We start from the raw sequence: 25,104 nt of genomic DNA on the forward strand, positions 1-25,104 counted from the left end.
CCCAGCGAAGAACTGGGCTATTTACTCTATTTTACTGGTTTTCTTGGCTTGGCGAACTTGCCCTTGCCCGTGGCCTTATGGCGCAGCTTTTGCGACGTATCTTTGGGGTCAAATCCGGCTGGTGGTCCCGATTTTTTCGGGCCACCCGCAGGTTTTCCAGCCGGTCCACCACGTTTGGGTCCAGAATCTGCAGATCCACCGAATTTCGGTTTAAAGTCCGCGCCAGAAGCCCCTTCTGCACGAGGTTTGCGGGGTTTGTCATCCGTGTTTCCGGCGTATTTCCCTGCTGGCTTACCTGCATATTTACCGGCGGGTTTGCCTTCATACTTACCGGCAGGTTTGCCTTCGTATTTTCCCTCAGGCTTCTTGCCTTCGTATTTACCTGCGGGTTTGCCTTCGTACTTTCCCTCAGGCTTTTTGCCTTCGTACTTACCGGCGGGCTTGCCTTCGTATTTGCCTTCAGGCTTGTTGCCCTTGTACCCGTTGGCGCCATCATGCGGCTTGCGGTGCGAGTCCGAACGTGGGGCGCGTTCTTCGCGAGGGCCACGATCGGGGCGCGGGCCACCACGTGGTTTGTCACCAAAGCTCGGACGAGCACCTGAATGACCACTGCGCGCAACGTCTGGAACCTTGTCGAGCTTGGTCGCTTTTACGTCTTCTTCTAGGATGTTGTCTTTGCCCAACGCAGCAAAGAAACGATCTGCAATGGTGGCGTCCAACTCAACATATGTTTCATTGGGAACCATCTTGATCGCGCCGATTTCGCGTTTGGTAATGCCACCAGCCTTGCAAAGCAGCGGAATGAGCCAGCGTGGCTCGGCCCGTTGCTCGCGGCCAACATTGAGGGACAGCCAAACAGAACTCGCAAATCCACGATTCTCTGTGGGCGCGTCTACACCGCCGACTTCACGCAACTCTTCCGGAGAGGTGCGCAAGGAGCGATACTGCGCGATATACGCAGAAGCGATTTGCTCGGGAGTGTTCCCTTCGAGGAGCGCCGCAACAACGGCTTCTTCGCCGACAACTTCTTCTGTTTTGAAGCTGGCGATCAAACGCTCATCGTCTTTGGCGCGCACGTCAGACGCACTTGGAGGAGTGCCCCAATTCGCGGTAACTTTCGCCCATTTCAGCAAACGTTCAGCCTTGCCACGTTGATTTTTTGGAACGATCAACGCCGAAATGCCTTTTTGGCCCGCGCGACCTGTACGGCCAGAGCGGTGCAGAAGAGCTTCTTGGTTTTGTGGTAAATCAGCGTGCACAACAAGATTTAGACCCGGAAGGTCGATCCCGCGCGCCGCAACGTCAGTCGCCACACAAACTTGGGCGCGGCCATCGCGCATCGCTTGAAGAGCGTGGCTACGTTCTGCTTGGGAAAGCTCGCCGGAAAGCGCCACAACGCGGAAACCACGGTTGGTAAAACGCGCCGTCAAATGGTTTACGGTCACACGTGTGCCACAGAAAACAATCGCCGTTTCGGGTTCATGAAAGCGTAGCAAATTGATAATAGCGTTTTCGCGGTCAGGCGCGGCACAGACCAAAGCTTGATAGTCGATATCAACGTGTTGCTTGGCTTCGGAAGCGGTTGCAACCCGCTTGGCGTCTTTTTGGAAGTTGCGTGCAAGGTCGGCGATTTGACGTGGAACCGTCGCCGAGAACATCAAAGTGCGACGCTCTTCTGGGGCTTCGCCAAGAATAAACTCGAGATCATCGCGAAAGCCAAGATCGAGCATCTCGTCGGCTTCGTCCAAAACGATTGCCCGCATTTGGTCCATACGCAAAGATTTGCGCGCGATATGGTCGCGAAGACGGCCAGGTGTGCCCACAACAATGTGTGCGCCTTGGTCCAATTCGCGGCGTTCGGTCCGCATGTCCATGCCGCCAACACAGGACGCGATGCGCGCACCCGTTTCAGCGTAAAGCCATTCAAACTCGCGGCGCACTTGCAGAGCCAATTCACGCGTCGGCGCCACAATCAATGTAAGGGGCGCATCGGCCCGCTCAAATCGGAGAGCATCGCCAAGAATCGTCGGCGCAATCGCCAGACCAAAAGCAACCGTCTTACCCGACCCAGTTTGCGCGGACACCAAGAGATCGGATTCAGCTAATGCAGGATCGGATACGTCTAGCTGAACGGGGGTCAGCTCGGTGTAACCCTTTTTTACAAGGGCGTCGGAAAGGGGCGGCAGAATGCCTTCGAATTGCGTCACGGCGATATCTTTCGAAAAAATCATATCGACCCATTGGCCGACGGAAAGGGCGGGCATATTCAGAAGTAGGCGATAAAGCAATCAAAGAAGAGCCAAAAATCGCATTTACCCCTTAAAAAGTAACAAATGCATGAATTTCGCTCTCAAGAAGCAATAATGGCCCACGAATACGATGGCTGTAGGCGCGTTTACTTTGCGCGCGCGGCACGAGAAATGATCTCGCACCGTGCGGCAACAAGTGCCTCTGCCGTTTGCGCGAGTGAATTTGCAGACGCGAATGCTTCTAGTTCCGCGAGCACATCAAGCATCCATTGATGTTTTTCCAGATCTTCCCAAAACACCAATGCGCTTGCTTGATCCGCGCTTTGCCCCCGCGCCCCTATTTTCAAATATCCCGGTTGGATTGAAACAATAGTATCGGCAAAGGCATGCGTGCCCGTTTTGGTCGACCGGATGTGATTGGAAACTTCAGACAATACATCGCCTTTCCCGCCAATTACTTCGGACTTTTGCAAAGAAGCGTCATCGGCAGAAACATTTGCTCCGCGTCGTTGGTTTTTCACTGGGGCAAAGGGCACAACATTGATGCCGGATTTACCAGAGGCCAATCCCCCAAGAGCGACCATCGCTTCAGCTGCAGCAAAATACGCGCTAACGATTTTGTTTTTTTCGCTCTCATCCATAGTAAATCCCGTACCAACCCTAATAGTTACAAAACAAAATTCTCTTTTCGTCTCAATCTGCTTTTCTCCACACGCTGCGTCGCCGCTTGCGCAATATGGAGAACAACATCCTTAACCCCAGACTCGAATCCTACGACCCGATCAATTCCCGCAAGTTTTGCATCTTCAGGCGATACCTCATCAGAAATGACCAAAACCGTAGCAACACGTGTTCGCGTAGACTGAGAGCGAATGTGCCGCGCAAACTGCAACACCTGAAGTTCAGATTGCCTCGAAACAATAACCACAACATCGAATACCCGAAGGGACATTTGATCCAAAGCTCGTTCAAAATCTGTGACGACTGACAACCAATTCTCGGAACCCAACCTATTCAGGACAGCTTGTCCAGCGAGCGAATGCTCGCCAAGAATCAAGGCCGCGGGTCGTCGTTCTATTGCAAAAGAATCAATCACACACCGTCCACAGACAATTGCTTATAGCAACTTTATCTAAAGGAACCCTGCACATATGTAAAGATGCTAGTAGCAATAAGATAAATTTCAGTACGGTTAGAACACGATTGCGGTCATACCTAGGATTACTTGTGGATTAAAGGAGCGCCGAAGTGACAGCGGCGACTAAATCGTCGCCTTTAAATGGCTTGTACAGAAAGGTTTTTGCGCCTTTGATATCCGCGAGAGCCGTCGTCGTTTCCAAGGGAATAAGACCGCCGCCCCCCGATACGAAAACCACGGGTAAATCTGGTAGTTTCTGGAGAATACTGTCGTAGAGATCTAAACCACTATCCAGTCCTAGCCATACGTCCAGCACCGCAACATCAAAATCATCGGTTTCAGAAATGACAACAAGAGCCGGTTCTGGCCCCTCGCAAAGAACGACCTCAAATCCAGCTCTCGACAAAAATCTTTCCATCAATTCTCTTAATTGTGGATCATCATCAACGACCAATACTTTTGACATTAATTGCCCCAGCCAATTTTACCCTACATTCACGACAATACACTCTAAAGATTTTTTGAACACACCCTTTTCATCTTCAGGTAGTTTCGACACGCATTCAGCGAGGCGCATCAATGGATCGTCCTTTAGCGCTTGCAAGGCAGCAGGCTGTAACACCAATAAGAAACTGCGCGCATCGTGTTCGCTTTTCACCTGTTCTACAAACCCGCGTTTTACCAATGTTTGCACTGCGCGACTTGTCGGCGCGGCTGTGATCCCCAAGAATTTTGCAACCATATGTGCTGTGCGTTGCTCTGATGGAACCCTTGCAAGAAACCTCAGAATCGACCATTGGAGCGGCTGTATGGCCCCTGGTTCTCTGCTTGGATAGGTAGCGCGAACGATTTTTTCAATCAATACCGCCGCTGCAACATCACTTTTTACCATTAAAAACCACTCACACTTGCACAAATCCACTATAGCTAGGTACTTGTTACTAGCAATAAATATAACATTTTTTGTTAAAATATACGCTGTGACCTGAATAGAGCAAGATTTTTAATCCGACATTTTAAACGAAGGGTCAAAAGGCGGGCAACAGCTTAAAAATGGTGGGAATGGGTTTTGATTAGCAAAACGTTAGAGAAAGCCATGCGATACGCCCTACAACGGGTAACAAAATCCCTAAATGTTACTGTATTTAGAAAATGGTACCGCCACCCCGACTTGAACGGGGGACCTCTTGTTCCACAAACAAGCGTTCTAACCAACTGAACTATGGCGGCACACTTTGGCTGATTTAGCGCCCACGTGCGGTGAATGCAAGGGCCGCGAGGTATGAAATTGTGGAATTTCGCAAGTATTTGCCTCCATCACCGCGTCGGACCTCAAAACGTCGCCAATTGCCGCCTAAAAAACGCCCTCTTGCCTCCGTTGCCAGTTGGGTCTAGTCAATTTGGGCAATCAAGGAGAGCAAAAATGGGTATCAACACCGAAAAAGAAGTCGAAGCCAATCTACAGATTGGGCCAACATCTTTGGGGAACGTGCGCCTCTATATCGAAGCAGATGGTGTTGAAATTCCAATGGATTTCACGCCGGATGAAGCATTGGAAATCGCCGAAGAAATCCGTGCTGCAGCCCTTATGCTTGCGGGTAAGAAATAGCTGCCACACCAGGATCACGATAGCTTTGCAATCTTCGTGCGGCATCCCGCGCGAATTTTTGCGTGAGTTTTTTACGTCGTGCGGGCGCAATTTTCACTTCGGGCCCCATACGAACAATTTCGGCGTCATAGCTATCGGCAAGGATAAGCCCCGTTTCAAGTGGAAGCAGGTTTATTGGAAAACTCCCGTCAACGGCCCAGAAATATCGATCACACCAAGGTAGATACCCCTGCCATTTGCTGTCGGCTTGAAAATCGGCACGACTAGACTTGCATTCAACCACCCAAAACTCGCCTTTAGGGCCTAATGCGATGACATCCACACGCAACCCGCGCTCAGGAACGAATTCCTCGATCACCGTGAAATCAAGCTGCAATAAGTGCCTGCACACACCCCGCGCCAACAATTGCCCAGCTTTGCGCGCCTCTATGGAGTTATCGCCAGTTAAAGAGTTCATGCTAAACATGAACAAACCATAAACAAAAAGTCAAGACACAAGAGATTTCCAATTAAAGCCCCTTCGCCCCTTGCCGCATGCTCTGTGCCCACTTATGTCAATGGACGGCGGGTTCTGCTCTTCTCGTAAACAGTGGGTACAAATTCCAGAGGCCTTAAGCAAATCCTAGGGAGCTGGCTCTGTTTGGACCCTGGTTCAATTATCTGGTGCCCACCTGTACATACAGGTCCCCAGGAATTAGCTGCCCCTACGGTCGCTGCGGGCCCGCCACAATCTCCCAATAAAAAACGCCCCAAAAGGGGCGCTCCATGTGGCTTAGACCGGCAATTTTTTATGCAAAAGCTTCTGGTTTGATTTCACGCGCCATAAAATCCAGCACTGCGTTGACAAATTGTGGCTCTTTGCCACTAGGATCAAAAGCACGGGCAATATCGACGAACTCACTGATTATTACGCGTGGCGGCGTTTCCAAAGCCACCATTTCCGCACCCGCGGCCCGAAAGAGCGCACGCAAGGTGGGGTCGATCCGTGCGATGGGCCATTTTGCGACCAAAGCGCGATCGGTCATTTGGTCAATCTTTGCCTGATGGTCGACTGCGTTTTCGACGAGCGCTTGGAACAATTCCATGTTGCCCTCCATCATCTCGACACCCTCATAAATGGCACCGAAACGGAACTCTTGGAATTCCTGCACGATAGCTTCAATGGTTTGCCCAGAATTCTCCATCTGAAACAGCGCCTGAACCGCATAGAGCCGCGACGCAGATTTTTTCTGGCGGCCTTTAGATATTTTTGGCGCCGCTTTCGCGGAGGTCTCTGGGTTTGTCATGCGGTCGTTCCGTTTTCCTTGCCGCCCGATGAGGCGATCAAAATACTGTCGGGAGTGGATTTAAAGCCCGCTCCTTTACCTTGGCCGCCCCATTTGCGCGAAAGTGCGATGAGATGCAAGGCCGCAGCGGCCGCCCCGCCCCCTTTATTTTGATCGGCAGGGTCTGCACGCACCTCAGCTTGCTGCCGATTTTCGACAGTAAGGATGGCATTACCGATGCATACCCCTTGCAGTCCCAAGAGCTGAATCGCACGACTGGAGTCATTACACACCGTATCATAGTGCGTGGTTTCCCCTCGAATAACACAGCCCAGCGCCACATAACCGTCGAAGTTTGACATACGATCCGCGATGCCAATACAGGTCGGAATCTCAAGCGCACCAGGGACTTGCGCGATTTCATATGTGCCGCCAGCGGCTTCGATTTCGGCGATCGCGCCCGCAACCATATTGTCGGCAATATCTTTATAGTATGGCGAAACGACGATCAGAAGTTTCACCGGAGCCGCGAATTCCGCACGCGGCATAATGTAGTGCTGTTCGTGCCCAGCCATCAACCGATCTCCGAAATTTTGCGGGTGCCCGTAATTTCGAGCCCATAGGCCTCAAGCCCCACAACTTTTGGAATCGGTGAGTTGGTAAGCAATTCCAAGCGCGACAGGCCCAACGACGAGAGAATCTGTGCGCCGACTCCATATTGACGCAAAGTCTGTGGTGACGCTTCTTCGCTGGCGTGAAGTTTCATGTGAACGTCGCGCAACAGCACCAAAACGCCGCGGCCTTCGTCGGCAATCATATTCATCGCATCGCTAAATTCAGCGGCACGCCCCTTGCCGCCCACGCCGATCACATCCAGCATTGGATCAAGCGCATGCATCCGCACAAGGACGGGTTCATCGGTGGAAATATCACCCTTCACAAGTGCGATATGTTCTGCCCCGTGTGCCTCGTCCGTGTAAATCCGCAACTCCCATTCGCCGCCAAACTCGGACTGAATCTTGCCCTGAGAATTGATTTTAACGAGGTTATCGTGGCGACGACGATAGGCGATCAAATCGCTGATCGTACCGATTTTCAGCCCGTGTCGTTGCGCAAATGAAACGAGGTCCGGCAGGCGCGACATAGTGCCATCGTCGTTCATAATCTCACAAATCACGCCGGAGGGGTTTAAGCCCGCAAGGCGGCTGATATCGACGGCGGCTTCTGTATGCCCTGCCCGCACCAACACGCCGCCCTTACGTGCGCGCAAAGGAAAGACGTGGCCCGGTGTGGCAATGTCAGTCGCACCCTTCGTGGAATCAACAGCCACAGCGACCGTCAAAGCGCGGTCATGCGCCGAGATCCCCGTGGTCACCCCTTCACGTGCCTCAATTGAGGTGGTGAAGGCCGTTTCATGGCGCGAGGAATTGCTGCTGCTCATCATCGGCAAGCCGAGTTGATCAAGGCGCTCGCCTGTCAATGCGAGGCAAATCAATCCGCGCCCATGGGTCGCCATGAAATTAATCACATCCGGCGTCGCCATCTGGGCTGGAACAACCAAATCCCCTTCGTTTTCGCGATCCTCGTGATCCACAAGAATAAACATCCGTCCATTACGGGCGTCTTCGAGAATCTCTTCAATTGTGGAAACGGCCTCAGAGTAGTGGTTTGAAGAATCTGTCATTTACAGTCCTGTGATTTGGGCAGCTACGGAGGTGCACCTGATTAAATATTTCGGCAGGAAGGCCGCGCATTGGCACGTGCTCATGTCGAAAACTCCTGAAGTCTAGCCACATAACGGGCCATGGTATCGATCTCAAGATTGACCATATCGCCAACTTTCGCGGCACCCCAAGTCGTTACGTCCTTGGTATGTGGAATGATATTCACGCCAAAGGAACAGCCATCAACGTCATTCACAGTCAGGGAAGTGCCGTTCAACGTGACCGACCCTTTTTGGGCAATAAACTTGGCAAAGGCTTCGGGAGCGAGGAAGGTAAACCGCGTGCTGTCCCCCTCGTCTTTCATCGTGATAATTTCGGCCACGCTATCCACGTGCCCCGACACAATGTGCCCCCCGAGTTCATCGCCAATCTTAAGGGCGCGTTCAAGGTTTATACGGCGGCCAACATGCCAATCGTTGCCCTGAGTGCCAATATTGGTTTTCGCAACGGATTCTGCCGAGATTTCGACATCGAACCAATTTTCCGGGCTTTGGCCAAGGGCGACAACCGTCAAGCAAACACCATTGCAGGCAATCGACGCGCCAATATCAATTCCCGACACATCGTAAGATGTTCCAATACGGGCCCGCAGGTCGCCACGCTGTTCGGCTTCCAAAACCGTGCCAACATCCGTAATTATACCTGTAAACATCACGCATCCCTTCAAGAATTCTTATGTTTGGAGTAGCCGCTCAGGCCGGTCGGTGCAAGACCGACGCAGCGATGGTTTCAAGGAGATTTTTGCCACTTTAACGGTTTGGCATTGAATTTGCCATATTCCTGCCCCACGAACTTGGTATAAAAACTATGAAAACGGAAACTTTCGTCCTTTGAACGGAGATTTCGCCGCCTCAAGACCAAAAGCGAGACAGAGAACTCAATGAGCCAACTCCCCCCAGAAAAGCGGCGTTTTTTATTTCTGCAAGGACCGCACGGGCCGTTTTTTCATCGTTTAGGCAAAATGATGCGCCTCGCGGGCGCCGAGGTCTGGCGCGTGGGTTTCAACCAAGGGGATCGGGCATTTTGGCGCCACGCCGAGAGCTATATCCCTTTTCAAGAACCCCAATCCGCGTGGCCCAGTTTTTTCCAAGACCTGCTCACCAGCAAAGGCATAACCGACGTCACCCTCTATGGCGACACACGCCCAATACACGCGCAGGCTATTGAAATAGCAAATAAAAATGGCATCACAATACATATTTTCGAGGAGGGTTACCTTCGCCCCTACTGGGTAACCTATGAGCGCGGTGGTGCGAATGGGCACTCCGCTTTGATGGGAATGCAGGTAGCCGATATGCAGGAAATATTAGCCCATTCCGTTTTAGACATTCCAGAAGCGCCCGCCCATTGGGGCGATATGCGGCAACATGTGCTGTACGGCGCGTTGTACCACTGGTTTGTGATGTTCAGAAACGGACCTTACAGCAATTTTCGTGCCCATCGGGCCCTACCTGTTTCTCGAGAGTTTCAGTTATACATCAAACGTCTGCTTCTCATGCCGCTTCACTGGGTGGAACGGGTTCTGGCGACGACGCGGATCAAATGGTCGGGCTTCCCCTACCATGTGGCGCTTCTTCAACTCGAACATGACAGCAGTTTTCAAATGCACAGCCCGTTCGAAAGTATGAGTGATTTCCTCCAAGTTGCCATTGAAGGCTTCGCCAAGGGCGCTCCCCGACATCACCATCTTGTTTTCAAAGCTCACCCGCTGGAAAACGGCCAGCTCCCTCTTCGTAATAATATTCACGCGTTAGCCAAAGAGAACGGGGTCGAGAACCGCGTCCACTATGTCAGGGGCGGCAAACTCGCCCAGCTTCTCGACAACGCGCGCTCGGCCGTGACCGTCAACTCGACTTCAGCACAACAAGTTCTGTGGCGTGGCTTGCCCCTAAAAACCTTTGGTGTCGCCGTTTTTGACAAACCAGAGTTTGTCTCGACTCAACCGCTTGCAGAATTTTTCTCCGCACCAACACGTCCCGACAACGGCGCATACAGGGACTATCGTCACTTTCTTCTAGAGACCTCACAGGTTGCTGGGGGTTTCTATTCCGCTCGGGGGCGCCGTCAATTATTACGCCAAGTCGTTGACATGATGTTATCCCCCCTAGATCCCTACGAGGCCTTAAAAACGGGGAAAGCGGCTCCAAGGCAACAGTTGCGGCTCGTTAAATAAGTCCGTCTAGCTTTTTCCTCAGATTTCCGTAACTTGGCTTAAAAAGACTGAGGCAGTTATAATAATCGAGGAGCTCCAGCAGTGAGCATTCTGGCTTCCAAAGGTGTCCGTTCGGTCGCCCTACTTGCGCTTGTAACAGCGCTTGCATCCTGTACGCTTCCGCGTTCCGGCCCAAATAAAAACGAAATCTATTCGGGATCAGTCCTAAAACAGGGGGACGCATTCGTTGTAACCGTTAACGATCGTGTGACGCGGGCGACATCTGTTACGCCAGCCCTCGGGTTTTCGGCAGCGTTTAAAAATGCTGGCCTTTTAGGGTCCGATACCATTCGTTCCGGAGACGTTTTAGGCGTGTCAGTTTGGGAGAACACTGATGTCCCCATTTTGGGCGCGCCACAAGTCGCAACTATTTTGGAAGAAATCCAAGTTGACGGACAAGGATTTATTTTCGTTCCTTATGCAGGACGCATTAAAGCTGATGGCAATACGCCCGAGCAATTGCGCAATATTATCACGCGCAAGCTTGATCAGCAAACTCCCGACCCCCAAGTTTCCGTGCGTCGTCTTGCCGGCGACGGGTCTACGGTTTCGATTGTTGGCGGGGTTGGTGCACAAGGGGTTTACCCCATTGAGCGCCCCACACGCACACTTTCCGCCATGCTCGCGCGCGCATCCGGTGTGACGATTGAACCAGAGATCGCCCAAATAACAGTAACGCGAAACGGTTTGAAAGACAGAATCTGGCTCCAAGACCTCTATGAAAACCCCGAAATGGATATTGCGCTACGCGGAGGAGATAAGATCCTCGTTGAAAAGGACAATCGTGCGTTTACTGCCCTTGGTGCTATGGGGACGCAAAGTCGCGTCACTTTTGAATCCCAAACGGTTTCAGCAATCGAAGCCCTCGCACTTGTCGGCGGCCTCAATTCCAACCTTGCCGATCCAAAAGGCATTTTCATATTCCGCAACGAACCCCAAGAAATTTCTAATGTGGTGCTTGGGCGGAATGATCTACAAGGCGATCAACGGTTTATCTATGTCATTGATTTGACTGCACCCAACGGAATGTTCCAAGCGCGTGATTTCGCAATCCGCGAAAACGATACCGTCTATGTCACCGAAGCGCCTTATGTGCGCCTGCAGAAAACACTTGGTGCCATTATCGGTCCGGTTGCTGACCTCGCGGTCCTTGATGGCGCGTTCTAAAAAGGGTCGACATGTACGATGAAGAAACCAGCAAAGTTGCCGCGCCCCCCCCGCGGCAACTTTTTGTTTTTAACGGCGGATTTCTTACCCAACCAAGATTGCGACGCATCCTTGCGCTGTCTGGCTATGACGTAAAAATCGGAAAACCCTCAGCAAAAGACCTTGTAGGCGTTTGGGGGCAAAGCCCGACTTCGGGGCGCGGAGAAATCGTTTCTGCACACACCGACGCCGAAATAGTAAGAGTTGAAGACGCGTTTTTGCGCTCTGTTCTTCCTGGACGTTTAGCAGGTGATCCACCCCTTGGCCTCTGCATCGACCGATCCGGCGTGCATTTTGATCCTTCCACCCCGTCCGACTTGGAAAAAATCCTTGCCCATTCGCCCTTAGACAACACATCCATTCTAAACCGTGCTCGCAACGCGATTGATCGCATAAACGCGCTTAAACTCTCGAAATATAACGGCTTTGCGCTTGATACCTCGCCCCCCGCTCCTGGCTATGTCTTGGTCATTGACCAAACCCGCGATGACGCCGCCGTCACCGCCAGCGGGGCCGATTGGACTCGCTTCAAAGAGATGTTGGTTTTTGCACAAACGGAGCACCCGTCCGCAAAAGTCCTGATAAAAACCCATCCAGAAACGACTGGCGGGGCACGGCTGGGCTACTTTTCCGACAAAGACGAGAGCGCGCGCGTGTCCCTTTATACAAACGATATCGCGCCACAGACCCTCTTTGAGGGGGCCATCGCCGTCTACACGGTTTCATCTCAAATGGGGTTCGAAGCCATTTTTGCAGGGCACAAACCACGCGTTTTTGGCCAACCCTTTTACGCTGGCTGGGGCCTAACAGACGACGAATATCCAGTGCCACGTCGCGAACGAAAGCTAAGTCGCCCACAGCTTTTTGCGGCGGCCATGATCCTCTACCCAAAATGGTATGATCCCTATAACGATCGCCTCTGCCAACTCGAAGACGTCATAGAAACCCTTGCGATTCAGGCGCGCGCATGGCGTGAGGACAAGGCGGGATATGTTGCCGTAGGTATGCGCCTTTGGAAACGTCCCGCGCTTCAACGCGCCTTTGGGAGAGGCAAACCCCTTGAGTTTGTGAGCCCGGAGGCCAAGGCAATTCAACGCGCCTCCGCCCTCAACGCACCCCTGCTTGTTTGGGCAAACCGCGCGAACCCTTCGCTTTTAACGGCTGCAAACACCCAACAGGTTCCCGTGGTCCGCGCGGAGGACGGGTTCCTTCGATCACGCGGTTTAGGTGCGGCTTTGGTGCCCGCAATGTCGCTTATTCTTGATGATTTGGGCGTCTACTATGATCCTCGATCTGAATCCAGATTGGAGCAATATATCACCGCGTCATCGCACCTTTCGGACGCAAGCCTTGAGCGGGCCCAAAACCTTCTAACTGGAATTCTTCGAGCGGGGTTGAGCAAATACAACCTCTCCGGCGCCCCCCTTCCCAACCTTCCAAAAGGGCACCGTATCCTCGTTGTCGGCCAAGTTGAGGACGACGCCTCAATTCAGTTCGGCTGTCAAAGCACCGCAACGAATCTCGACCTGCTCAAAGAAACCCGTGACCGAAATCCCACGGCCGTACTTCTCTACAAACCCCACCCCGACGTTGAAGCGGGGCTGCGTAAGGGCGCACTTTTGCCAGCACAGGCGCTCGAATTTTGCGATGCGATCCTCGCAAAAACGGACCCAACGTCGCTTTTCCCCCATATTCAAGAGGTCTGGACCATGACGTCCCTCCTTGGCTTTGAGGCCTTGTTGCGCAACGTCCCTGTAACCTGTCTTGGCACCCCATTCTATGCAGGCTGGGGTCTCACAAACGATTTGGGCGAGGTCCCTTCACGCCGTTCGGCGCGCCCAACACTTTTAGGCCTCACCCATGCGTGCCTCATCGACGCACCACGATATTTTGATCCCGTCACCGCCCTACCCTGCCCACCAGAAATCATCCTGCAACGCCTCAAAAGCGTGGGTTCTGCTGCTTCTAGACGAGGTGCAAGCCTGAGATTTGTGTCAAAGGTACAAGGAATATTTGCAAGCTTCGCCCCGTTGTGGCGTCGCTAGAGCACGCGCCAATGATGCAGAACATCATCGCCAATTGCGCGGGCTTCAATGAGTTTAAACCGTTGAGCTTTTGACAGCTTGTTAAGTTGCATCGGGGCAATCCCCGCGAGCCCGTCACCGCCGATCACCACACCCGCAGTATAGGTCATCAGATCATCAACGAGCCCCGCATTCAACATTGACGCCGCCAAATGCCCGCCGCCTTCGCAATACACCCGTGTCAAACCTTCGTTGGCCAAAGTCGACATCATCGCGCGCACCGAGAGTTTTCGATCTACGCCCAACTCCACTTCAACAAGCTTCGCACCAATGCCGATCCAAGCGTCCTTCAGGAAGTTCGACGCACAGGATTGATGGCAAATCCAAAGCGGAATCTCTCCTGCTGTCGCGGCCAGCTTCCCGCCCAGCGGAATATCGAGCAGCGCCGATGCCACCACTCGAATGGGTTGGCGCACGACTCCCAAATCACGCACGTTGAGCATGGGATCGTCCGAACGCGCCGTGCCGCCCCCCACAAGCACCGCATCATGACAGGCACGCATCGCATGCACATGGTGCCGCGCAGCAGCCCCCGTAATCCACTTACTCTCGCCCGTTTGAGTCGCAATGCGTCCATCAATACTTGTGGCTAATTTCAGGGTCACAAACGGCAGACCCTGCTCCTTGGCCTTGAAAAAACCGGAGTGAGTTTCGCGCGCCTGGGTTTCCAAAACACCCGTGGTAACCGAAATTCCAGCGGCCTCAAGAAGCGCCTTCGCGCGCCCCGCAACCCGCGGATCCACGTCTTCAATCGCATAGACCACACGCGCAATACCCGACGTGATGAGAGCGTGTGTGCATGGCCCCGACTTTCCTGTATGCGTGCAGGGCTCTAAGGTCACATAAGCCGTTGCACCTCGCGCATGTACCCCCGCTTGCTCCAAAGCGACCACTTCGGCGTGCGGACGGCCCCCATGGGCCGTAACGCCTTCGGCAATTATTTGATCGGAATGAACAACAACACAGCCCACAGACGGGTTTGGCCATACCTGCCCCAAACCCTGCGCGCCCAGAATAAGGGCGCGACGCATAAACCGTTCGTCTTGAAGCCTAGATTGCACGGGCGCCCCTAAGCTCAGCCGCCATGGTCAGTCTTCCGAGGGGGCTGGCGGACGCAGCTCGCTCACAAACTTATCGAAATCGTCGGCAGCTTGGAAGTTTTTATACACACTGGCAAACCTCACATAGGCAACAGTATCAATGCGCGCCAAGGCTTCCATGACGATCTCCCCAATCGTTCCCGACTGAATATCCGTTTCGCCCATGCTTTCAAGACGCCGCACGATCCCCGAGATCATTTGATCCATCCGTTCACGCTCAATCGGGCGCTTCTGCAGAGAAATTCGCACCGAGCGCTCAAGCTTGTCACGGTCAAATTCCTCGCGTCGACCGTTGGACTTAATAACAACCAGATCGCGCAACTGCACCCGTTCATAGGTGGTAAATCGACCACCACAGGCAGGGCAAAAGCGACGTCGCCTAATGGCTACGTGGTCCTCAGCGGGCCGAGAATCTTTGACTTGTGTATCAACGTTTCCGCAAAATGGGCAGCGCATCGCCACTCCCTTGGGTTTAATGAGAAGTTATACACAGGCACTATAGGACAGCCGCGAGCCCTTGGGTAGAGAAGAATTTCAGACACAAGATAGACACACAAACTGTTGCGATTTGAATTCACGCATCCACAAAAAAAGGCGCGCTCCAAACCTGGAACGCGCCTAAAAACCTTGAAGTTAGGCGCCTTAGCGGAGACGACGGTTAAAGTTGGCGGCGCACTGTAGGCGGCCATGCGCTGCAGACCAGTTTTCTCCGACCCGCGTGACAGTCATGGTTAAGCCATTTGATTGCGCCGCAGCAATTTGTTGAAGCTCTGCATCAGGAGAGACTGTGAAGGCGGCCGTTTTCGAATTTTTAGACAGATGCCCATCACCGATAGGGGCGGCAAGGTAAATACGTGCCCCGGTCGCAACACCAAGACTTTGAACCGCATATTCGCCTGCGGCACACCAGTAGTCAGAGCCACCGCGGCTCGCGCGTTGCTGAACTTCAAAACGGCCAGCAACCGCAGGGTCACCATAAACAACCATATTGTTGCTTGCCGTAAAGATATGTGCGCCCGCACGGGTTGGTGTTGAAGCGGACACACCAACTCCACTTGAGCTACCGGAAACACTTGTGTTACAGGCGCTAAGCGCAACAAGAGAAAAAACGGTGGCGGCTTTTAAAAAGGTCATGAGCCAAAATCCTACTACTGGTGATTTGAAATATCACAGTGATAATAAATAATTCGGCCGGAAAGGTCTACACTTTCTATTTCACATTTACGCGTCGAACACGCGCTCTACATTCATACAAATGCAGCCACTCTTCCCCCACGCCCCTACGACAGATGCGCAACTATGTTGCGTACCTGTGGAGCGGTCCGATGTTCGAAAAGGTAAATTCCTTGCCAAGTTCCAAGCCGCAATTGGCCGTTCATGACAGGAATAGACAAGTTCACCGGTAGCATTGCCGCCTTAATATGCGCTGGCATATCGTCTGGTCCCTCGTATGTATGTGTCAAATAGGCCATCCTTGGGTTCGTCGTCGGCGGCACAAGGCGGTGAAAAAAGTTCTGCAAATCAGTCTGGACTTCGGGATCTGCGTTCTCCTGTATCAGGAGCGAACAAGACGTATGTTGGATAAAAAGCGTGAGCAATCCATCTCCGGACACCCAATCCGCAACGTCGCGGGTGAACTCGTAAAGACCTTGGCCTGTGGTGGCTTTTGAAAAGGTTGTCTGCATGGCGACTTATTGCATCCCATTGAAGAAGGCCAAAGCAATCGAAGTTACCGCCACCTTCCCTTGTGGACGAAGCGCGATTGCATACAAGGCGAAGTTCCAGAAAAATATCCGTTGTAAAGAAGTTCGGAACGGCTCTTTCGTTGTTTTATGTCGGAAGGCCTTTTGGCCGATTTTCGCGCCAAGCGCACCCCCGAGAATGGCTGTAAGCAAGAGAGTACTTTCCGAAATCCGCCATCGTTGCCTGATCGCGCAGTATTTATCCCAACTGAACTGCAGGTACGAAAGGATACAAAGCCCACCAAAAAAACACAAAATCCAGAAGTTAATATTATGGGCTGAGATAATTTGATCTAGGAAAGTGGGGTCTGAAAGAGACTGCTGACTTTCTGGAACGGAAATAAACTTCATCGTGATTGGCATGTAGTTAGGGATGATAGAAAAAAGGCGCCCCGAAGGGCGCCCAATTTATTGATCCAAAAAGCTGCGTAATTTGCGGCTGCGGCTTGGATGTTTGAGCTTGCGAAGAGCCTTCGCTTCGATTTGACGAATGCGCTCCCGTGTTACCGAGAACTGCTGCCCGACTTCTTCGAGTGTGTGGTCGGTGTTCATACCGATGCCAAAACGCATTCGCAAAACGCGCTCTTCCCGCGGGGTAAGTGACGCCAAAACACGTGTGGTGGTTTCTTTGAGGTTCTCTTGGATCGCAGAATCCAACGGAAGGACTGCGTTTTTATCCTCAATGAAATCGCCGAGTTGACTGTCTTCTTCGTCCCCAATGGGCGTTTCCAGCGAAATCGGCTCTTTCGCGATCTTCATCACTTTGCGCACTTTCTCAAGTGGCATTTGAAGTTTCGCGGCCAATTCCTCAGGCGTTGGTTCCCGGCCAATTTCGTGCAACATCTGGCGACCCGTGCGAACCAGCTTGTTGATGGTCTCAATCATATGAACCGGAATACGGATGGTGCGGGCTTGGTCGGCAATCGAGCGTGTGATCGCCTGACGAATCCACCACGTAGCATAGGTCGAGAATTTATACCCACGACGATACTCAAATTTGTCCACGGCCTTCATCAGGCCGATATTGCCTTCCTGAATGAGGTCAAGGAACTGAAGGCCGCGATTAGTGTATTTTTTGGCGATAGAAATAACGAGCCGAAGGTTGGCCTCGACCATTTCCTTCTTGGCCTGACGCGCTTCTTTTTCGCCCTTTTGAACTTGCTGAACAATGCGGCGGAATTCGGAAATATCAAGGCCCACATATTGGCCAACTTGTGCCATCTCGGAACGAAGTTCAGCGACTTTATCACTGGAGCGTTCGACAAAGCTCTGCCAACCGCGACCGGCTTTTTCGGCCATTTCGTCCAACCAAGATGGATCAAGTTCGCGCCCACGATAGGCGTCAACGAATTCACGGCGGTTAATGCGAGCTTGGTCGGCGAGCTTAACAAGCGAACTGTCGATCGACATAATGCGACGGTTGATTCCATAAAGCTGATCGATCAATGCGTCGATACGGTTGTTATGAAGGTGAAGTTCGTTCACCAACACCACAATTTCGGACCGCAATTTTTGATAGGCGCCTTCAGATTTAGATGAAAAGCTCTCGTCCTCGTTCAACGTCGCGGAAATCCGAATATCCTGCATTGCGGAAAGTTTTTCATAGTCGCGCGCGATCAAGTCCAGTGTTTCTAGAACGCGGGGCTTAAGCGCGGCTTCCATCGCAGCAAGCGACATGTTGACTTGTTCGTCCTCATCGTCGTCATCATCCGAAGCAATAGGGTTTCCGTCGGCGTCCAGCTCTTCGGCCTCGTCCTTTTTCTCAGGTCCCGCAGCAGGCGCAGCCCCCGATCCTGGAACAACGGGCACAACTTCGCCGCCGTCCTCTTCCAGCGTATTGCCGAACGTCGTCTCAAGGTCGATGACGTCACGCAGCAGAATGTCTTCGCTCAAAAGCTCGTCGCGCCAGATCGTAATAGCTTGGAAGGTCAACGGACTCTCACAGAGCCCCGCAATCATCGTGTTGCGACCCGCTTCAATACGCTTAGCAATCGCGATCTCGCCTTCGCGGGACAGAAGCTCAACAGAGCCCATTTCGCGCAGGTACATCCGAACGGGATCATCGGTGCGATCCAAGACTTCGGTTGTTGTCGTGGAAAGAGTAACTTCCCGATTGCCCGTCGCCTCGACAACGGCCGTCGCGCCTTTTTCTTCTTCTTCCGACTCTTCGTCTTCGATAATGTTGATGCCCATTTCTGAGAGCATCGACATCACGTCTTCGATTTGGTCAGTAGAAACTTGATCTGGCGGCATGACTTGATTGAGTTGATCGTATGTAATGTAGCCGCGCTCCCGCGCGTCAGCGATCATCTTCTTCACAGCAGCTTGGCTGGTATCCAGGCCCGAATCTGCATCTTGATCGTCTCTTTTACGGTCGTCTAAATCTTTGGCGGCCATTCATAGCTCCTACAAAATCGGCGGGTAGCGAATCGGTTCTTCGCCCCGAATCAACAACGCGAATCATTGATTCTCAACCCGTTTAACCTGTTTTCTTTACTTGTTCCTCACCAAACGCGTTTTAGGTCGTGTCTTTTTGACCAAAATGCCCAGTTGCGGCTAAAATATCGTCTAAAGCTGACCGTTCACTGCGTACCATTTGGGCACCGTTCTCTCCGACATCATATTCAGCGGAATCCTCCCCCTCGCACCTTTCAGCGCGGTTTCTGTTTTCTGCCGCTTGCCCTAAACGCCAAGTGACCCCCTCATCCACAAGGCCATCCATATCCCGCATTGCGTCAGAGACTTCCCTCTTGGCGCCGCGCCGCGCTGTCAATTTGGCCAATTCCTCTGCAACGCAGAGACTCGCAAGGTCAGTTTTTTCCGGCGTACGAATACCCGGTGCAAGCTGCACATGGCGTGGACGCAACAGGTTTTCAAGTGCTTCTGGCCCCACCGATTGAAAAACAGCCTCCTCTGCGTCGCTCTGAGGCGAAATTCGTAGTAAAACATCTCGAATAAGGTTCATTTCCGGGGTCGCAAACTCATAGCGCTCCAACTGACTTTCAAAACGCTCAATCAACGTAGGATTACGCATCAGGGTCGCAAGAATTACACATTCGCGCAAAACATCCGCAACGCTATCTGTCCCCATCGCGAGCAGAGACGTCTTGGTCACCGGTTGAAACATGGGCCCCTGTGGCTTCCATTTCCCAAAGCCGCCTTTTTTGCGTTCAAACGTTTGTTTTTGAAAATTACCTCCGCGATTTTCCTGCGGCGTTGTTCCAAAAAGCTCCCAGCGCATCCGCTTGAGATCTTCGCCATAATGGCCACGCACAGAGGGATCACGGATTTTTTTGATCGCCTCCCTCAGGCTTTTATCCAAACTTGCCTTGCGCTCGGGACTGTCAAACTTTTTACCCTCAGTTTCGCGCCGCCACAGGAGCTGTACCATCGGAATGGCACCGTCCAAAAGCCCTTGCATCGCTCCGTTCCCTTTGGATTTCAGAACGTCATCTGGATCTAACCCGTCGGGCATAATCGCAAATCGCAGGCTTTGCCCAGCTTCCAACAAAGGGAGCGCCAAATCGATAACACGCATGGCTGCGTTCAGCCCCGCCTTATCTCCATCCAGCGCGATAATTGGCTCGGGGGCAATTCGCCACATCAAGCGCAACTGGTCCTCAGTAACGGCCGTACCCAGTGGCGCAACACAGGCGTCAAAATCAGCCTCAGCCAAGGCGATTACGTCCATATACCCTTCAGCCACGATCAATGGTTTGCCTTTTCCGGCAGCTTCCCGCGCAGGGCCATGGTTGAAGAGACAGCGTCCCTTATCAAACAGTAATGTTTCTGGCGAATTCAGATACTTGGCGCGCGCATTTGGATCGAGAGACCGTCCGCCCAGCGCAATTGCGCGGCCACGTGCGTCCCGTATTGGAAAAATAATCCGCCCACGAAAACGATCATAGGGCGCGCCGCCATCGTCTGGAACAGCGCAAAGCCCTGCGTCGACAATCAAGTTCTGCGCGACACCTTTGCCGGTAAGATAGCTAAACAAAGCCTGCCGTGAATCGGGTGAAAAACCAATTTCCCACCGATCAAGTGCGGCTTCACGCAACCCACGCTTCTCAAGGTATGACCGTGCGTTTTGGCCCGCGTTTGTTTTGAGCTGGAGGCGAAAAAACTGAACGGCCTGCTCCATCACTTTGATCAGTTCGGCACGATAATCCTGTTTTTCCTGCGCTTTGGGGTCACGGACAGGCATAGGCATGCCACTTTCGCGCGCCAGTATTTCCACGGCCTCCATGAAATCAACATTCTCGGTTTCGCGTATGAAACTTATGGCGTCGCCTTTGGCCTGACACCCGAAACAATAATAGAACCCTTTTCGGTCATCGACATGAAAGGACGCTGATTTTTCTTGGTGAAAGGGGCACGGTGCCCACATGTCGCCTTTGCCTTGGTTGGATTTACGACTGTCCCACATCACTTTTCTGCCCACCACTTGTGAAAGCGATGTGCGTGTGCGCAACTCGTCAAGGAATCCAGTGGGTAAACTCATAGCAGCCAGTATCCCTATCCTGATTGGGAGAGTCTAGCGCCTGATGCGTTTTTCGATGCCTAAAACGCACCTATTTTAGAGGATCTCCCCCCAGACCATTCTGGGTTTGGGGGGAAGAAATGGTTAAAGGCCTTTCGCCTGATAACTTGCAGCAACCTTTCCAATGGATACCAAATAGGCAGCCGTTCTCAGATCAGTCACGTCTTCTCTACCGTGCCAAACTTCGCGCATCGATTGATAGGCAGTGCGCATTGTGTCGTCTAGGCCCGATCTCACAAGCTCTAATTCGTCGGCGCCCTTAAGGTATTTCGTCTTGAAATCAGGGGACAGAGTCCATCCGAGTTCTTTGTCTGCGGAAAGCCGCTCGAGTTCATCCACAACCAATTGGTGCCGCCCCTCTTCCTGACGGCGCTGCATGCGGCCAAATCGAATATGGCTTAAGTTCTTCACCCATTCAAAATAGGAAACCGTTACACCGCCGGCATTGGCATACATATCCGGAATGATTACGCAGCCCATTTCGCGAAGAATTTTGTCGGCACCCGCAGTCACGGGCCCGTTGGCCGCTTCGATAATAAGTGGAGCTTTGATGTTTTTGGCGTTTTTAAGGTTGATAACGCCCTCAAGCGCCGCAGGAATTAGAATATCGCAGTCATGCTCGAGCAGCTTTGCGCCCTGCGCAATATACTTCGCTTCTGGATATCCAGTAACACCCCCATGCGTAACGATCCAATGCCGTACGGCCTCAACATCTAAGCCATCTTCATCCAATAGCGCGCCATCGTGCTCGACTATGCCAATAATTTTGGAACCGTCTTCTTCGGAAAGAAATTTGGCTGCATGGTATCCAACATTTCCAAGTCCCTGCACAATTACGCGCTTGCCATCCAATTTACCCGACAAGCCCGCCGCTGCTTTATCTTCTTCGTGGCGGAAAAACTCCTTCAAAGCGTATTGAACCCCTCGACCGGTTGCCTCAACGCGCCCCGCAATACCACCTGCATTCAAAGGCTTGCCCGTAACACAAGCCCGCGCATTGATATCGGTTGTATTCATGCGTGCATATTGGTCGGCAATCCAAGCCATTTCCCGCTCGCCCGTCCCCATATCCGGAGCGGGGACGTTTTGGCTTGGGTGAATAAGGTCGCGTTTAATCAATTCGTACGCAAATCTACGTGTTATAAGCTCAAGCTCATGGGTGTCATACTCACGGGGATCAATACACAAACCGCCTTTTGAGCCACCAAAAGGCGCTTCAACCAACGCGCATTTATATGTCATCAAGGCTGCAAGGGCTTCGACTTCATCCTGCGAGACGCCCATGGAGTAGCGAATACCCCCCTTAACGGGCTCCATATGCTCCGAGTGAACCGACCTATAGCCTGTGAATGTTTGAATTTGCCCCCGCAAGCGCACGCCAAATCTCACAGTGTAGGTCGCGTTACAGACGCGAATTTTTTCCTCCAAGCCCGGCGACAAATCCATCAAAGCAACCGCCCTGTTGAACATAAGGTCAACGGATTCCCGAAAACTCGTTTCTTGCATTTCAGTCATAGATAGCCCTCCCAAAACGCGACAATGCGAATCACCGTGCGTATATAGTTACAGCCAGACTAGGTATTAATGATAAACATGCCACTTCTGTTAACGGTAACACCGAAAGAAATTTAAACCGAACAGGACGAAGGCCGTACACAACTGTGGCATCGCGCAGTTCGCGCCCAAATTCAACAATTTTAACCCTCTCATTAGATTGTCGCCGAACCGTCGACAGTAACGGCTAATTTTTCGTTAAATATCTCAATTTTCTCATAAAAATTGCCTTTCCGTCCTATCTGCGCCCTAATTCCGCCACAAGTCTCAATCATAAAACCCGTTGGCGCACTTTGCGTGTCGTGTAAGGGAGTCTGTGTTTTTGGACTCCGGAAAAGGCAAATGATATGTTTGAAAATTGGAAAAATTCTGTGGCTAACGTCAGCCCAACGTTTACCCCAACCCGCTTTGGGAAATCGTTTGGCGCGCGCTTGCGGGGATTGAAATCCTTTGGCCGGAATGAAGACGGGTCGCTGATCGTATTTTCACTTTTCATTTTCCTCGTCATGCTGATGGTCGGTGGTATCGCCGTTGATGTCATCTATCTTGAGACGCAACGTACACGCATGCAATACACCCTCGATCGCGCAATCCTCGCCGCTGCGAGCCTAGACCAGTCACTCGATCCAGAATTCGTTGTCCGCGATTATTTTGAGAAATCCGGTTTAACCGGTTTCGACATTCAGATTGAACATAAGACCATCGAGTCCGCAGGTTTGAGGAACTATCGTTGGGTAAAAGCATCGACTTCCCTCGAAATTGATACCTCCTTTATGCGCCTCGCAGGTGTAGATCATTTGTCGTCGCCTGCCTTCGGTTCTGCCGAAGAAGGCATTACCGATGTTGAAATTTCGCTTGTCGTCGACGTGTCCGGGTCCATGCGGTACACTTCAGAGTCTGGCAATTCAAAACTCTACGAGCTTCAAAAAGCCGCCAAAGAATTCGGATACGCAATGCTCTGCAATCCAAGCGATCCAAACCGCGAGCAGGAATGTACCGTCGAAGACGGGCGCGTTTCCCTATCGATCGTTCCTTACGCAGCACAAGTCGACGTGGGCGCCGATCTATCCGAACAATATGGCGTATTCTCGGACCATACGTTTTCGCGTTGCGTTGATTTCAGCTCCGATGACTTCAAGTCGACGAGCATCAGCATGTCAGGTGATTTGTTACAATCTGCGCATTTTGACTACTGGAATAACTCCTCCAGATCGCCTAGCTATTTTTACTGTGATACAACGGGATCGGGGCGAGATATTCAACCGATGCTGAGCGACTATTCCGACGTAGATACGTTTATCAATAGCCTTTACGCAGACAAGTCCACCTCCATCGACCAAGGGATGAAATGGGGTGTCGGGCTTCTCGATCCTGTGGCGCAACCTGCGATTCAAGCGATAACCGAAAAAGACAACCCAAATATCGATCCTGTCTACTCAGAGCGCCCCTTACCGTTTGGTGATGGAATTAATGTACGGGATTCCTCAAAAGTGATCGTTCTGATGACGGATGGTAAACACGAGGGTCGTCCGCTTATGAATTTACTCAAACGTCGTGGCGCCACGCCTGTTTATCAGGAATTGGTTTCAGGCGAAGACAACCTCTTTATCTATTACGAAGAGCGCGACGAGTTTAAGGAATTAAGCACAGGCGACTGGGTCAGCTCACCCGGCACCTATGAAGTCACCGGCGAAGAGGAAGAGTGCACTTGGTATCAGAACCGTAGAGGCCGGTGGTATCAGCGATGCGTGATGGTTCCCACCTATTCATACGTCGAAGTCGACATGGACGACGAGAACTCCATAAAACAGGTCACGTGGCCCGAACTGTTCGCCATGAAAACTGAGTCGTGGATTAAGCAATACAGCCCCCTGTATGACTCCCAGACCTCAAGGTTGAATACAGGGATCACTCCTACAATGCAGGACGCAAACCTTTTTGAATCCTGCGACGCCGCAAAAAAGAAAAAGATCCTGATATTCACAATCGGTTTCGAAGTTGAAAATGCCTATCTTGATGTCATGCGCGACTGTGCAAGCACCGAGAACCACTTCTTTGATGTGGACGGGACAAATATTTCTGCGGCATTCGCAGCGATCGCCAGCCAAATCAATCGTCTAAGGCTCACTCAATGATATCGCCCCTCTCCCTCCCCAAGCGGCTTTTGCGTAAATTTGCGCAGAGCGAAGCGGGATCGGCGACCATCGAGTTCGTGATCCTCTTCCCGTTTCTCATAAGCTTTTTGCTTGGATCGGTAGAGATCGGGGTTCTAAAAGTTCGTCACGTCATGCTTGAACGCGCGGTGGATCTTTCGGTCCGCGATTTGCGCCTTGGAACTTGGAACCCGCCAACACACGACGAGCTCAAAGAAAAAATCTGCAAACTCGCAGGCATTATTCCAGATTGCATCGACGTGATATTGATTGAGTTGCGCCCCGTTTCCACAGAGACTTGGGCCCCGCTAGGAACGGCAACCAAATGCCTCGACCGTGGTTCCGAAATCAAACCGCTCACAGCCTTTAACGGCGGCACTCAAAACGAAATGATGTTGGTTCGCGCATGTGTCATTGTGGACCCGTTTTTTAAATCCTCAGAATTCGCGTTGGATCTTCCAAAACACGACTCAGATGGCGGATATGCTTTGATTTCCGTTTCAGCCTTTGTAAACGAGCCAAATTGAT

The 25,104-nt window shown here is 52.1% G+C and carries 24 protein-coding genes and 1 tRNA gene; 6 read left to right on the plus strand and 19 right to left on the minus strand.

Annotated features, from left to right (window positions below; genetic code table 11):
* Nucleotides 1-26: 26 nt before the first annotated feature.
* The 6 genes from AB9F29_RS12455 to AB9F29_RS12480 form a co-directional block, all read right to left on the minus strand.
* Nucleotides 27-2,231: a DEAD/DEAH box helicase gene (locus AB9F29_RS12455; RefSeq protein ID WP_369755903.1), complete on the minus strand. Its 2,205-nt coding sequence runs from the start codon at nucleotides 2,229-2,231 to the stop codon at nucleotides 27-29.
* Between the two features lie 164 nt (nucleotides 2,232-2,395).
* A complete protein-coding gene (locus AB9F29_RS12460) occupies nucleotides 2,396-2,890 on the minus strand; it encodes a hypothetical protein (RefSeq protein WP_369755904.1) in 495 nt (164 codons plus the stop codon).
* A 26-nt stretch (nucleotides 2,891-2,916) separates the two neighbouring features.
* Nucleotides 2,917-3,345, minus strand: a complete 429-nt coding sequence (locus AB9F29_RS12465) for a hypothetical protein (RefSeq protein ID WP_369755905.1) — start codon at nucleotides 3,343-3,345, stop codon at nucleotides 2,917-2,919.
* Nucleotides 3,346-3,481: 136 nt separating this feature from the next.
* Nucleotides 3,482-3,853: a response regulator gene (locus AB9F29_RS12470; RefSeq protein WP_335585726.1), complete on the minus strand. Its 372-nt coding sequence runs from the start codon at nucleotides 3,851-3,853 to the stop codon at nucleotides 3,482-3,484.
* A gap of 18 nt (nucleotides 3,854-3,871) precedes the next feature.
* Nucleotides 3,872-4,279, minus strand: a complete 408-nt coding sequence (locus tag AB9F29_RS12475) for a MarR family winged helix-turn-helix transcriptional regulator (protein ID WP_039001062.1) — start codon at nucleotides 4,277-4,279, stop codon at nucleotides 3,872-3,874.
* A 261-nt stretch (nucleotides 4,280-4,540) separates the two neighbouring features.
* Nucleotides 4,541-4,617: transfer RNA gene (locus tag AB9F29_RS12480), tRNA-His, on the minus strand.
* A gap of 193 nt (nucleotides 4,618-4,810) precedes the next feature.
* On the opposite strand from AB9F29_RS12480, the gene AB9F29_RS12485 reads away from it, so the two are divergent.
* A complete protein-coding gene (locus tag AB9F29_RS12485) occupies nucleotides 4,811-4,996 on the plus strand; it encodes a DUF6324 family protein (RefSeq protein WP_039001063.1) in 186 nt (61 codons plus the stop codon).
* On the opposite strand, the gene AB9F29_RS12490 is transcribed toward AB9F29_RS12485, so the two are convergent.
* From AB9F29_RS12490 to AB9F29_RS12510, 5 genes are all read right to left on the minus strand, one after another.
* Nucleotides 4,974-5,462, minus strand: a complete 489-nt coding sequence (locus AB9F29_RS12490) for an MmcB family DNA repair protein (protein ID WP_369755906.1) — start codon at nucleotides 5,460-5,462, stop codon at nucleotides 4,974-4,976. The two genes, AB9F29_RS12485 and AB9F29_RS12490, sit on opposite strands and share 23 nt — an antisense overlap.
* Before the next feature lie 322 nt (nucleotides 5,463-5,784).
* Nucleotides 5,785-6,282: a transcription antitermination factor NusB gene (nusB, locus tag AB9F29_RS12495; RefSeq protein ID WP_335585729.1), complete on the minus strand. Its 498-nt coding sequence runs from the start codon at nucleotides 6,280-6,282 to the stop codon at nucleotides 5,785-5,787.
* Nucleotides 6,279-6,836, minus strand: coding sequence for a 6,7-dimethyl-8-ribityllumazine synthase (locus tag AB9F29_RS12500; RefSeq protein WP_335585730.1), 558 nt, complete (start codon nucleotides 6,834-6,836; stop codon nucleotides 6,279-6,281). The genes nusB and AB9F29_RS12500 overlap by 4 nt, the downstream gene beginning before the upstream one ends.
* Nucleotides 6,836-7,945 carry a 3,4-dihydroxy-2-butanone-4-phosphate synthase gene (ribB, locus tag AB9F29_RS12505; RefSeq protein ID WP_369755907.1) on the minus strand — a complete coding sequence of 370 codons (1,110 nt, stop codon included), beginning with the start codon at nucleotides 7,943-7,945 and terminating at the stop codon, nucleotides 6,836-6,838. Before ribB ends, AB9F29_RS12500 begins: the two co-directional genes overlap by 1 nt.
* Nucleotides 7,946-8,025: 80 nt before the next feature.
* Entirely contained in the window at nucleotides 8,026-8,637 is a 612-nt protein-coding gene (locus AB9F29_RS12510) for a riboflavin synthase (RefSeq protein ID WP_369755908.1), read from the minus strand.
* A 228-nt stretch (nucleotides 8,638-8,865) separates the two neighbouring features.
* Here AB9F29_RS12510 and AB9F29_RS12515 point away from each other — a divergent pair, with 228 nt between their 5' ends.
* From AB9F29_RS12515 to AB9F29_RS12525, 3 genes are all read left to right on the plus strand, one after another.
* The gene (locus AB9F29_RS12515; protein ID WP_369755909.1) at nucleotides 8,866-10,158 is read left to right on the plus strand and encodes a capsule biosynthesis protein; all 1,293 of its coding nucleotides are present in this window, start codon (nucleotides 8,866-8,868) and stop codon (nucleotides 10,156-10,158) included.
* Nucleotides 10,159-10,239: 81 nt separating this feature from the next.
* Nucleotides 10,240-11,364 carry a polysaccharide biosynthesis/export family protein gene (locus tag AB9F29_RS12520; RefSeq protein WP_369755910.1) on the plus strand — a complete coding sequence of 375 codons (1,125 nt, stop codon included), beginning with the start codon at nucleotides 10,240-10,242 and terminating at the stop codon, nucleotides 11,362-11,364.
* A gap of 11 nt (nucleotides 11,365-11,375) precedes the next feature.
* The gene (locus AB9F29_RS12525) at nucleotides 11,376-13,448 is read left to right on the plus strand and encodes a capsular polysaccharide biosynthesis protein (RefSeq protein WP_369755911.1); all 2,073 of its coding nucleotides are present in this window, start codon (nucleotides 11,376-11,378) and stop codon (nucleotides 13,446-13,448) included.
* Here AB9F29_RS12525 and ribD read toward each other — a convergent pair.
* From ribD to AB9F29_RS12565, 8 genes are all read right to left on the minus strand, one after another.
* Nucleotides 13,445-14,548 (minus strand): bifunctional diaminohydroxyphosphoribosylaminopyrimidine deaminase/5-amino-6-(5-phosphoribosylamino)uracil reductase RibD, encoded by a 1,104-nt coding sequence (gene ribD / locus AB9F29_RS12530; protein ID WP_369755912.1) that lies wholly within the window; start codon nucleotides 14,546-14,548, stop codon nucleotides 13,445-13,447. The two genes, AB9F29_RS12525 and ribD, sit on opposite strands and share 4 nt — an antisense overlap.
* Before the next feature lie 27 nt (nucleotides 14,549-14,575).
* A complete protein-coding gene (gene nrdR, locus AB9F29_RS12535) occupies nucleotides 14,576-15,043 on the minus strand; it encodes a transcriptional regulator NrdR (RefSeq protein WP_039001072.1) in 468 nt (155 codons plus the stop codon).
* 186 nt (nucleotides 15,044-15,229) lie between these two features.
* Complete coding sequence (locus AB9F29_RS12540; protein ID WP_335584731.1) at nucleotides 15,230-15,721, minus strand: hypothetical protein; 492 nt, start codon at nucleotides 15,719-15,721, stop codon at nucleotides 15,230-15,232.
* Between the two features lie 146 nt (nucleotides 15,722-15,867).
* Nucleotides 15,868-16,272: a secondary thiamine-phosphate synthase enzyme YjbQ gene (locus AB9F29_RS12545; protein WP_369755913.1), complete on the minus strand. Its 405-nt coding sequence runs from the start codon at nucleotides 16,270-16,272 to the stop codon at nucleotides 15,868-15,870.
* Nucleotides 16,273-16,278: 6 nt separating this feature from the next.
* A complete protein-coding gene (locus AB9F29_RS12550; RefSeq protein WP_369755914.1) occupies nucleotides 16,279-16,680 on the minus strand; it encodes a DUF1294 domain-containing protein in 402 nt (133 codons plus the stop codon).
* A gap of 57 nt (nucleotides 16,681-16,737) precedes the next feature.
* The gene (gene rpoD / locus AB9F29_RS12555; protein ID WP_335584729.1) at nucleotides 16,738-18,726 is read right to left on the minus strand and encodes an RNA polymerase sigma factor RpoD; all 1,989 of its coding nucleotides are present in this window, start codon (nucleotides 18,724-18,726) and stop codon (nucleotides 16,738-16,740) included.
* Nucleotides 18,727-18,847: 121 nt separating this feature from the next.
* Nucleotides 18,848-20,830: a DNA primase gene (dnaG, locus tag AB9F29_RS12560; protein WP_369755915.1), complete on the minus strand. Its 1,983-nt coding sequence runs from the start codon at nucleotides 20,828-20,830 to the stop codon at nucleotides 18,848-18,850.
* A gap of 123 nt (nucleotides 20,831-20,953) precedes the next feature.
* Nucleotides 20,954-22,384, minus strand: a complete 1,431-nt coding sequence (locus AB9F29_RS12565; RefSeq protein ID WP_335584727.1) for a Glu/Leu/Phe/Val dehydrogenase — start codon at nucleotides 22,382-22,384, stop codon at nucleotides 20,954-20,956.
* Between the two features lie 386 nt (nucleotides 22,385-22,770).
* Between AB9F29_RS12565 and AB9F29_RS12570 the strand changes: the two genes are divergently transcribed.
* A complete protein-coding gene (locus AB9F29_RS12570; RefSeq protein WP_369755916.1) occupies nucleotides 22,771-24,558 on the plus strand; it encodes a TadE/TadG family type IV pilus assembly protein in 1,788 nt (595 codons plus the stop codon).
* Nucleotides 24,555-25,103, plus strand: a complete 549-nt coding sequence (locus tag AB9F29_RS12575) for a TadE/TadG family type IV pilus assembly protein (protein ID WP_369755917.1) — start codon at nucleotides 24,555-24,557, stop codon at nucleotides 25,101-25,103. Before AB9F29_RS12570 ends, AB9F29_RS12575 begins: the two co-directional genes overlap by 4 nt.
* Nucleotide 25,104 lies beyond the last annotated feature (1 nt).

This window comes from Falsihalocynthiibacter sp. S25ZX9, from assembly GCF_041205405.1.
Taxonomy (GTDB): domain Bacteria; phylum Pseudomonadota; class Alphaproteobacteria; order Rhodobacterales; family Rhodobacteraceae; genus Falsihalocynthiibacter; species Falsihalocynthiibacter arcticus.

What these genes read in the sequence shown, in the direction of transcription:
- AB9F29_RS12455 (WP_369755903.1), bottom strand. Translation starts at nt 2,231, where the DNA reads ATGATTTTTTCGAAAGATATCGCCGTGACGCAATTCGAAGGCATTCTG.
- AB9F29_RS12460 (WP_369755904.1), bottom strand. Translation starts at nt 2,890, where the DNA reads ATGGATGAGAGCGAAAAAAACAAAATCGTTAGCGCGTATTTTGCTGCA.
- AB9F29_RS12565 (WP_335584727.1), bottom strand. Translation starts at nt 22,384, where the DNA reads ATGACTGAAATGCAAGAAACGAGTTTTCGGGAATCCGTTGACCTTATG.
- AB9F29_RS12500 (WP_335585730.1), bottom strand. Translation starts at nt 6,836, where the DNA reads ATGGCTGGGCACGAACAGCACTACATTATGCCGCGTGCGGAATTCGCG.
- ribB (WP_369755907.1), bottom strand. Translation starts at nt 7,945, where the DNA reads ATGACAGATTCTTCAAACCACTACTCTGAGGCCGTTTCCACAATTGAA.
- AB9F29_RS12490 (WP_369755906.1), bottom strand. Translation starts at nt 5,462, where the DNA reads ATGTTTAGCATGAACTCTTTAACTGGCGATAACTCCATAGAGGCGCGC.
- dnaG (WP_369755915.1), bottom strand. Translation starts at nt 20,830, where the DNA reads ATGAGTTTACCCACTGGATTCCTTGACGAGTTGCGCACACGCACATCG.
- AB9F29_RS12485 (WP_039001063.1), top strand. Translation starts at nt 4,811, where the DNA reads ATGGGTATCAACACCGAAAAAGAAGTCGAAGCCAATCTACAGATTGGG.
- AB9F29_RS12570 (WP_369755916.1), top strand. Translation starts at nt 22,771, where the DNA reads ATGTTTGAAAATTGGAAAAATTCTGTGGCTAACGTCAGCCCAACGTTT.
- AB9F29_RS12510 (WP_369755908.1), bottom strand. Translation starts at nt 8,637, where the DNA reads ATGTTTACAGGTATAATTACGGATGTTGGCACGGTTTTGGAAGCCGAA.
- AB9F29_RS12575 (WP_369755917.1), top strand. Translation starts at nt 24,555, where the DNA reads ATGATATCGCCCCTCTCCCTCCCCAAGCGGCTTTTGCGTAAATTTGCG.
- AB9F29_RS12550 (WP_369755914.1), bottom strand. Translation starts at nt 16,680, where the DNA reads ATGAAGTTTATTTCCGTTCCAGAAAGTCAGCAGTCTCTTTCAGACCCC.
- rpoD (WP_335584729.1), bottom strand. Translation starts at nt 18,726, where the DNA reads ATGGCCGCCAAAGATTTAGACGACCGTAAAAGAGACGATCAAGATGCA.
- nusB (WP_335585729.1), bottom strand. Translation starts at nt 6,282, where the DNA reads ATGACAAACCCAGAGACCTCCGCGAAAGCGGCGCCAAAAATATCTAAA.
- AB9F29_RS12475 (WP_039001062.1), bottom strand. Translation starts at nt 4,279, where the DNA reads ATGGTAAAAAGTGATGTTGCAGCGGCGGTATTGATTGAAAAAATCGTT.
- AB9F29_RS12540 (WP_335584731.1), bottom strand. Translation starts at nt 15,721, where the DNA reads ATGACCTTTTTAAAAGCCGCCACCGTTTTTTCTCTTGTTGCGCTTAGC.
- nrdR (WP_039001072.1), bottom strand. Translation starts at nt 15,043, where the DNA reads ATGCGCTGCCCATTTTGCGGAAACGTTGATACACAAGTCAAAGATTCT.
- AB9F29_RS12515 (WP_369755909.1), top strand. Translation starts at nt 8,866, where the DNA reads ATGAGCCAACTCCCCCCAGAAAAGCGGCGTTTTTTATTTCTGCAAGGA.
- AB9F29_RS12525 (WP_369755911.1), top strand. Translation starts at nt 11,376, where the DNA reads ATGTACGATGAAGAAACCAGCAAAGTTGCCGCGCCCCCCCCGCGGCAA.
- AB9F29_RS12545 (WP_369755913.1), bottom strand. Translation starts at nt 16,272, where the DNA reads ATGCAGACAACCTTTTCAAAAGCCACCACAGGCCAAGGTCTTTACGAG.
- AB9F29_RS12470 (WP_335585726.1), bottom strand. Translation starts at nt 3,853, where the DNA reads ATGTCAAAAGTATTGGTCGTTGATGATGATCCACAATTAAGAGAATTG.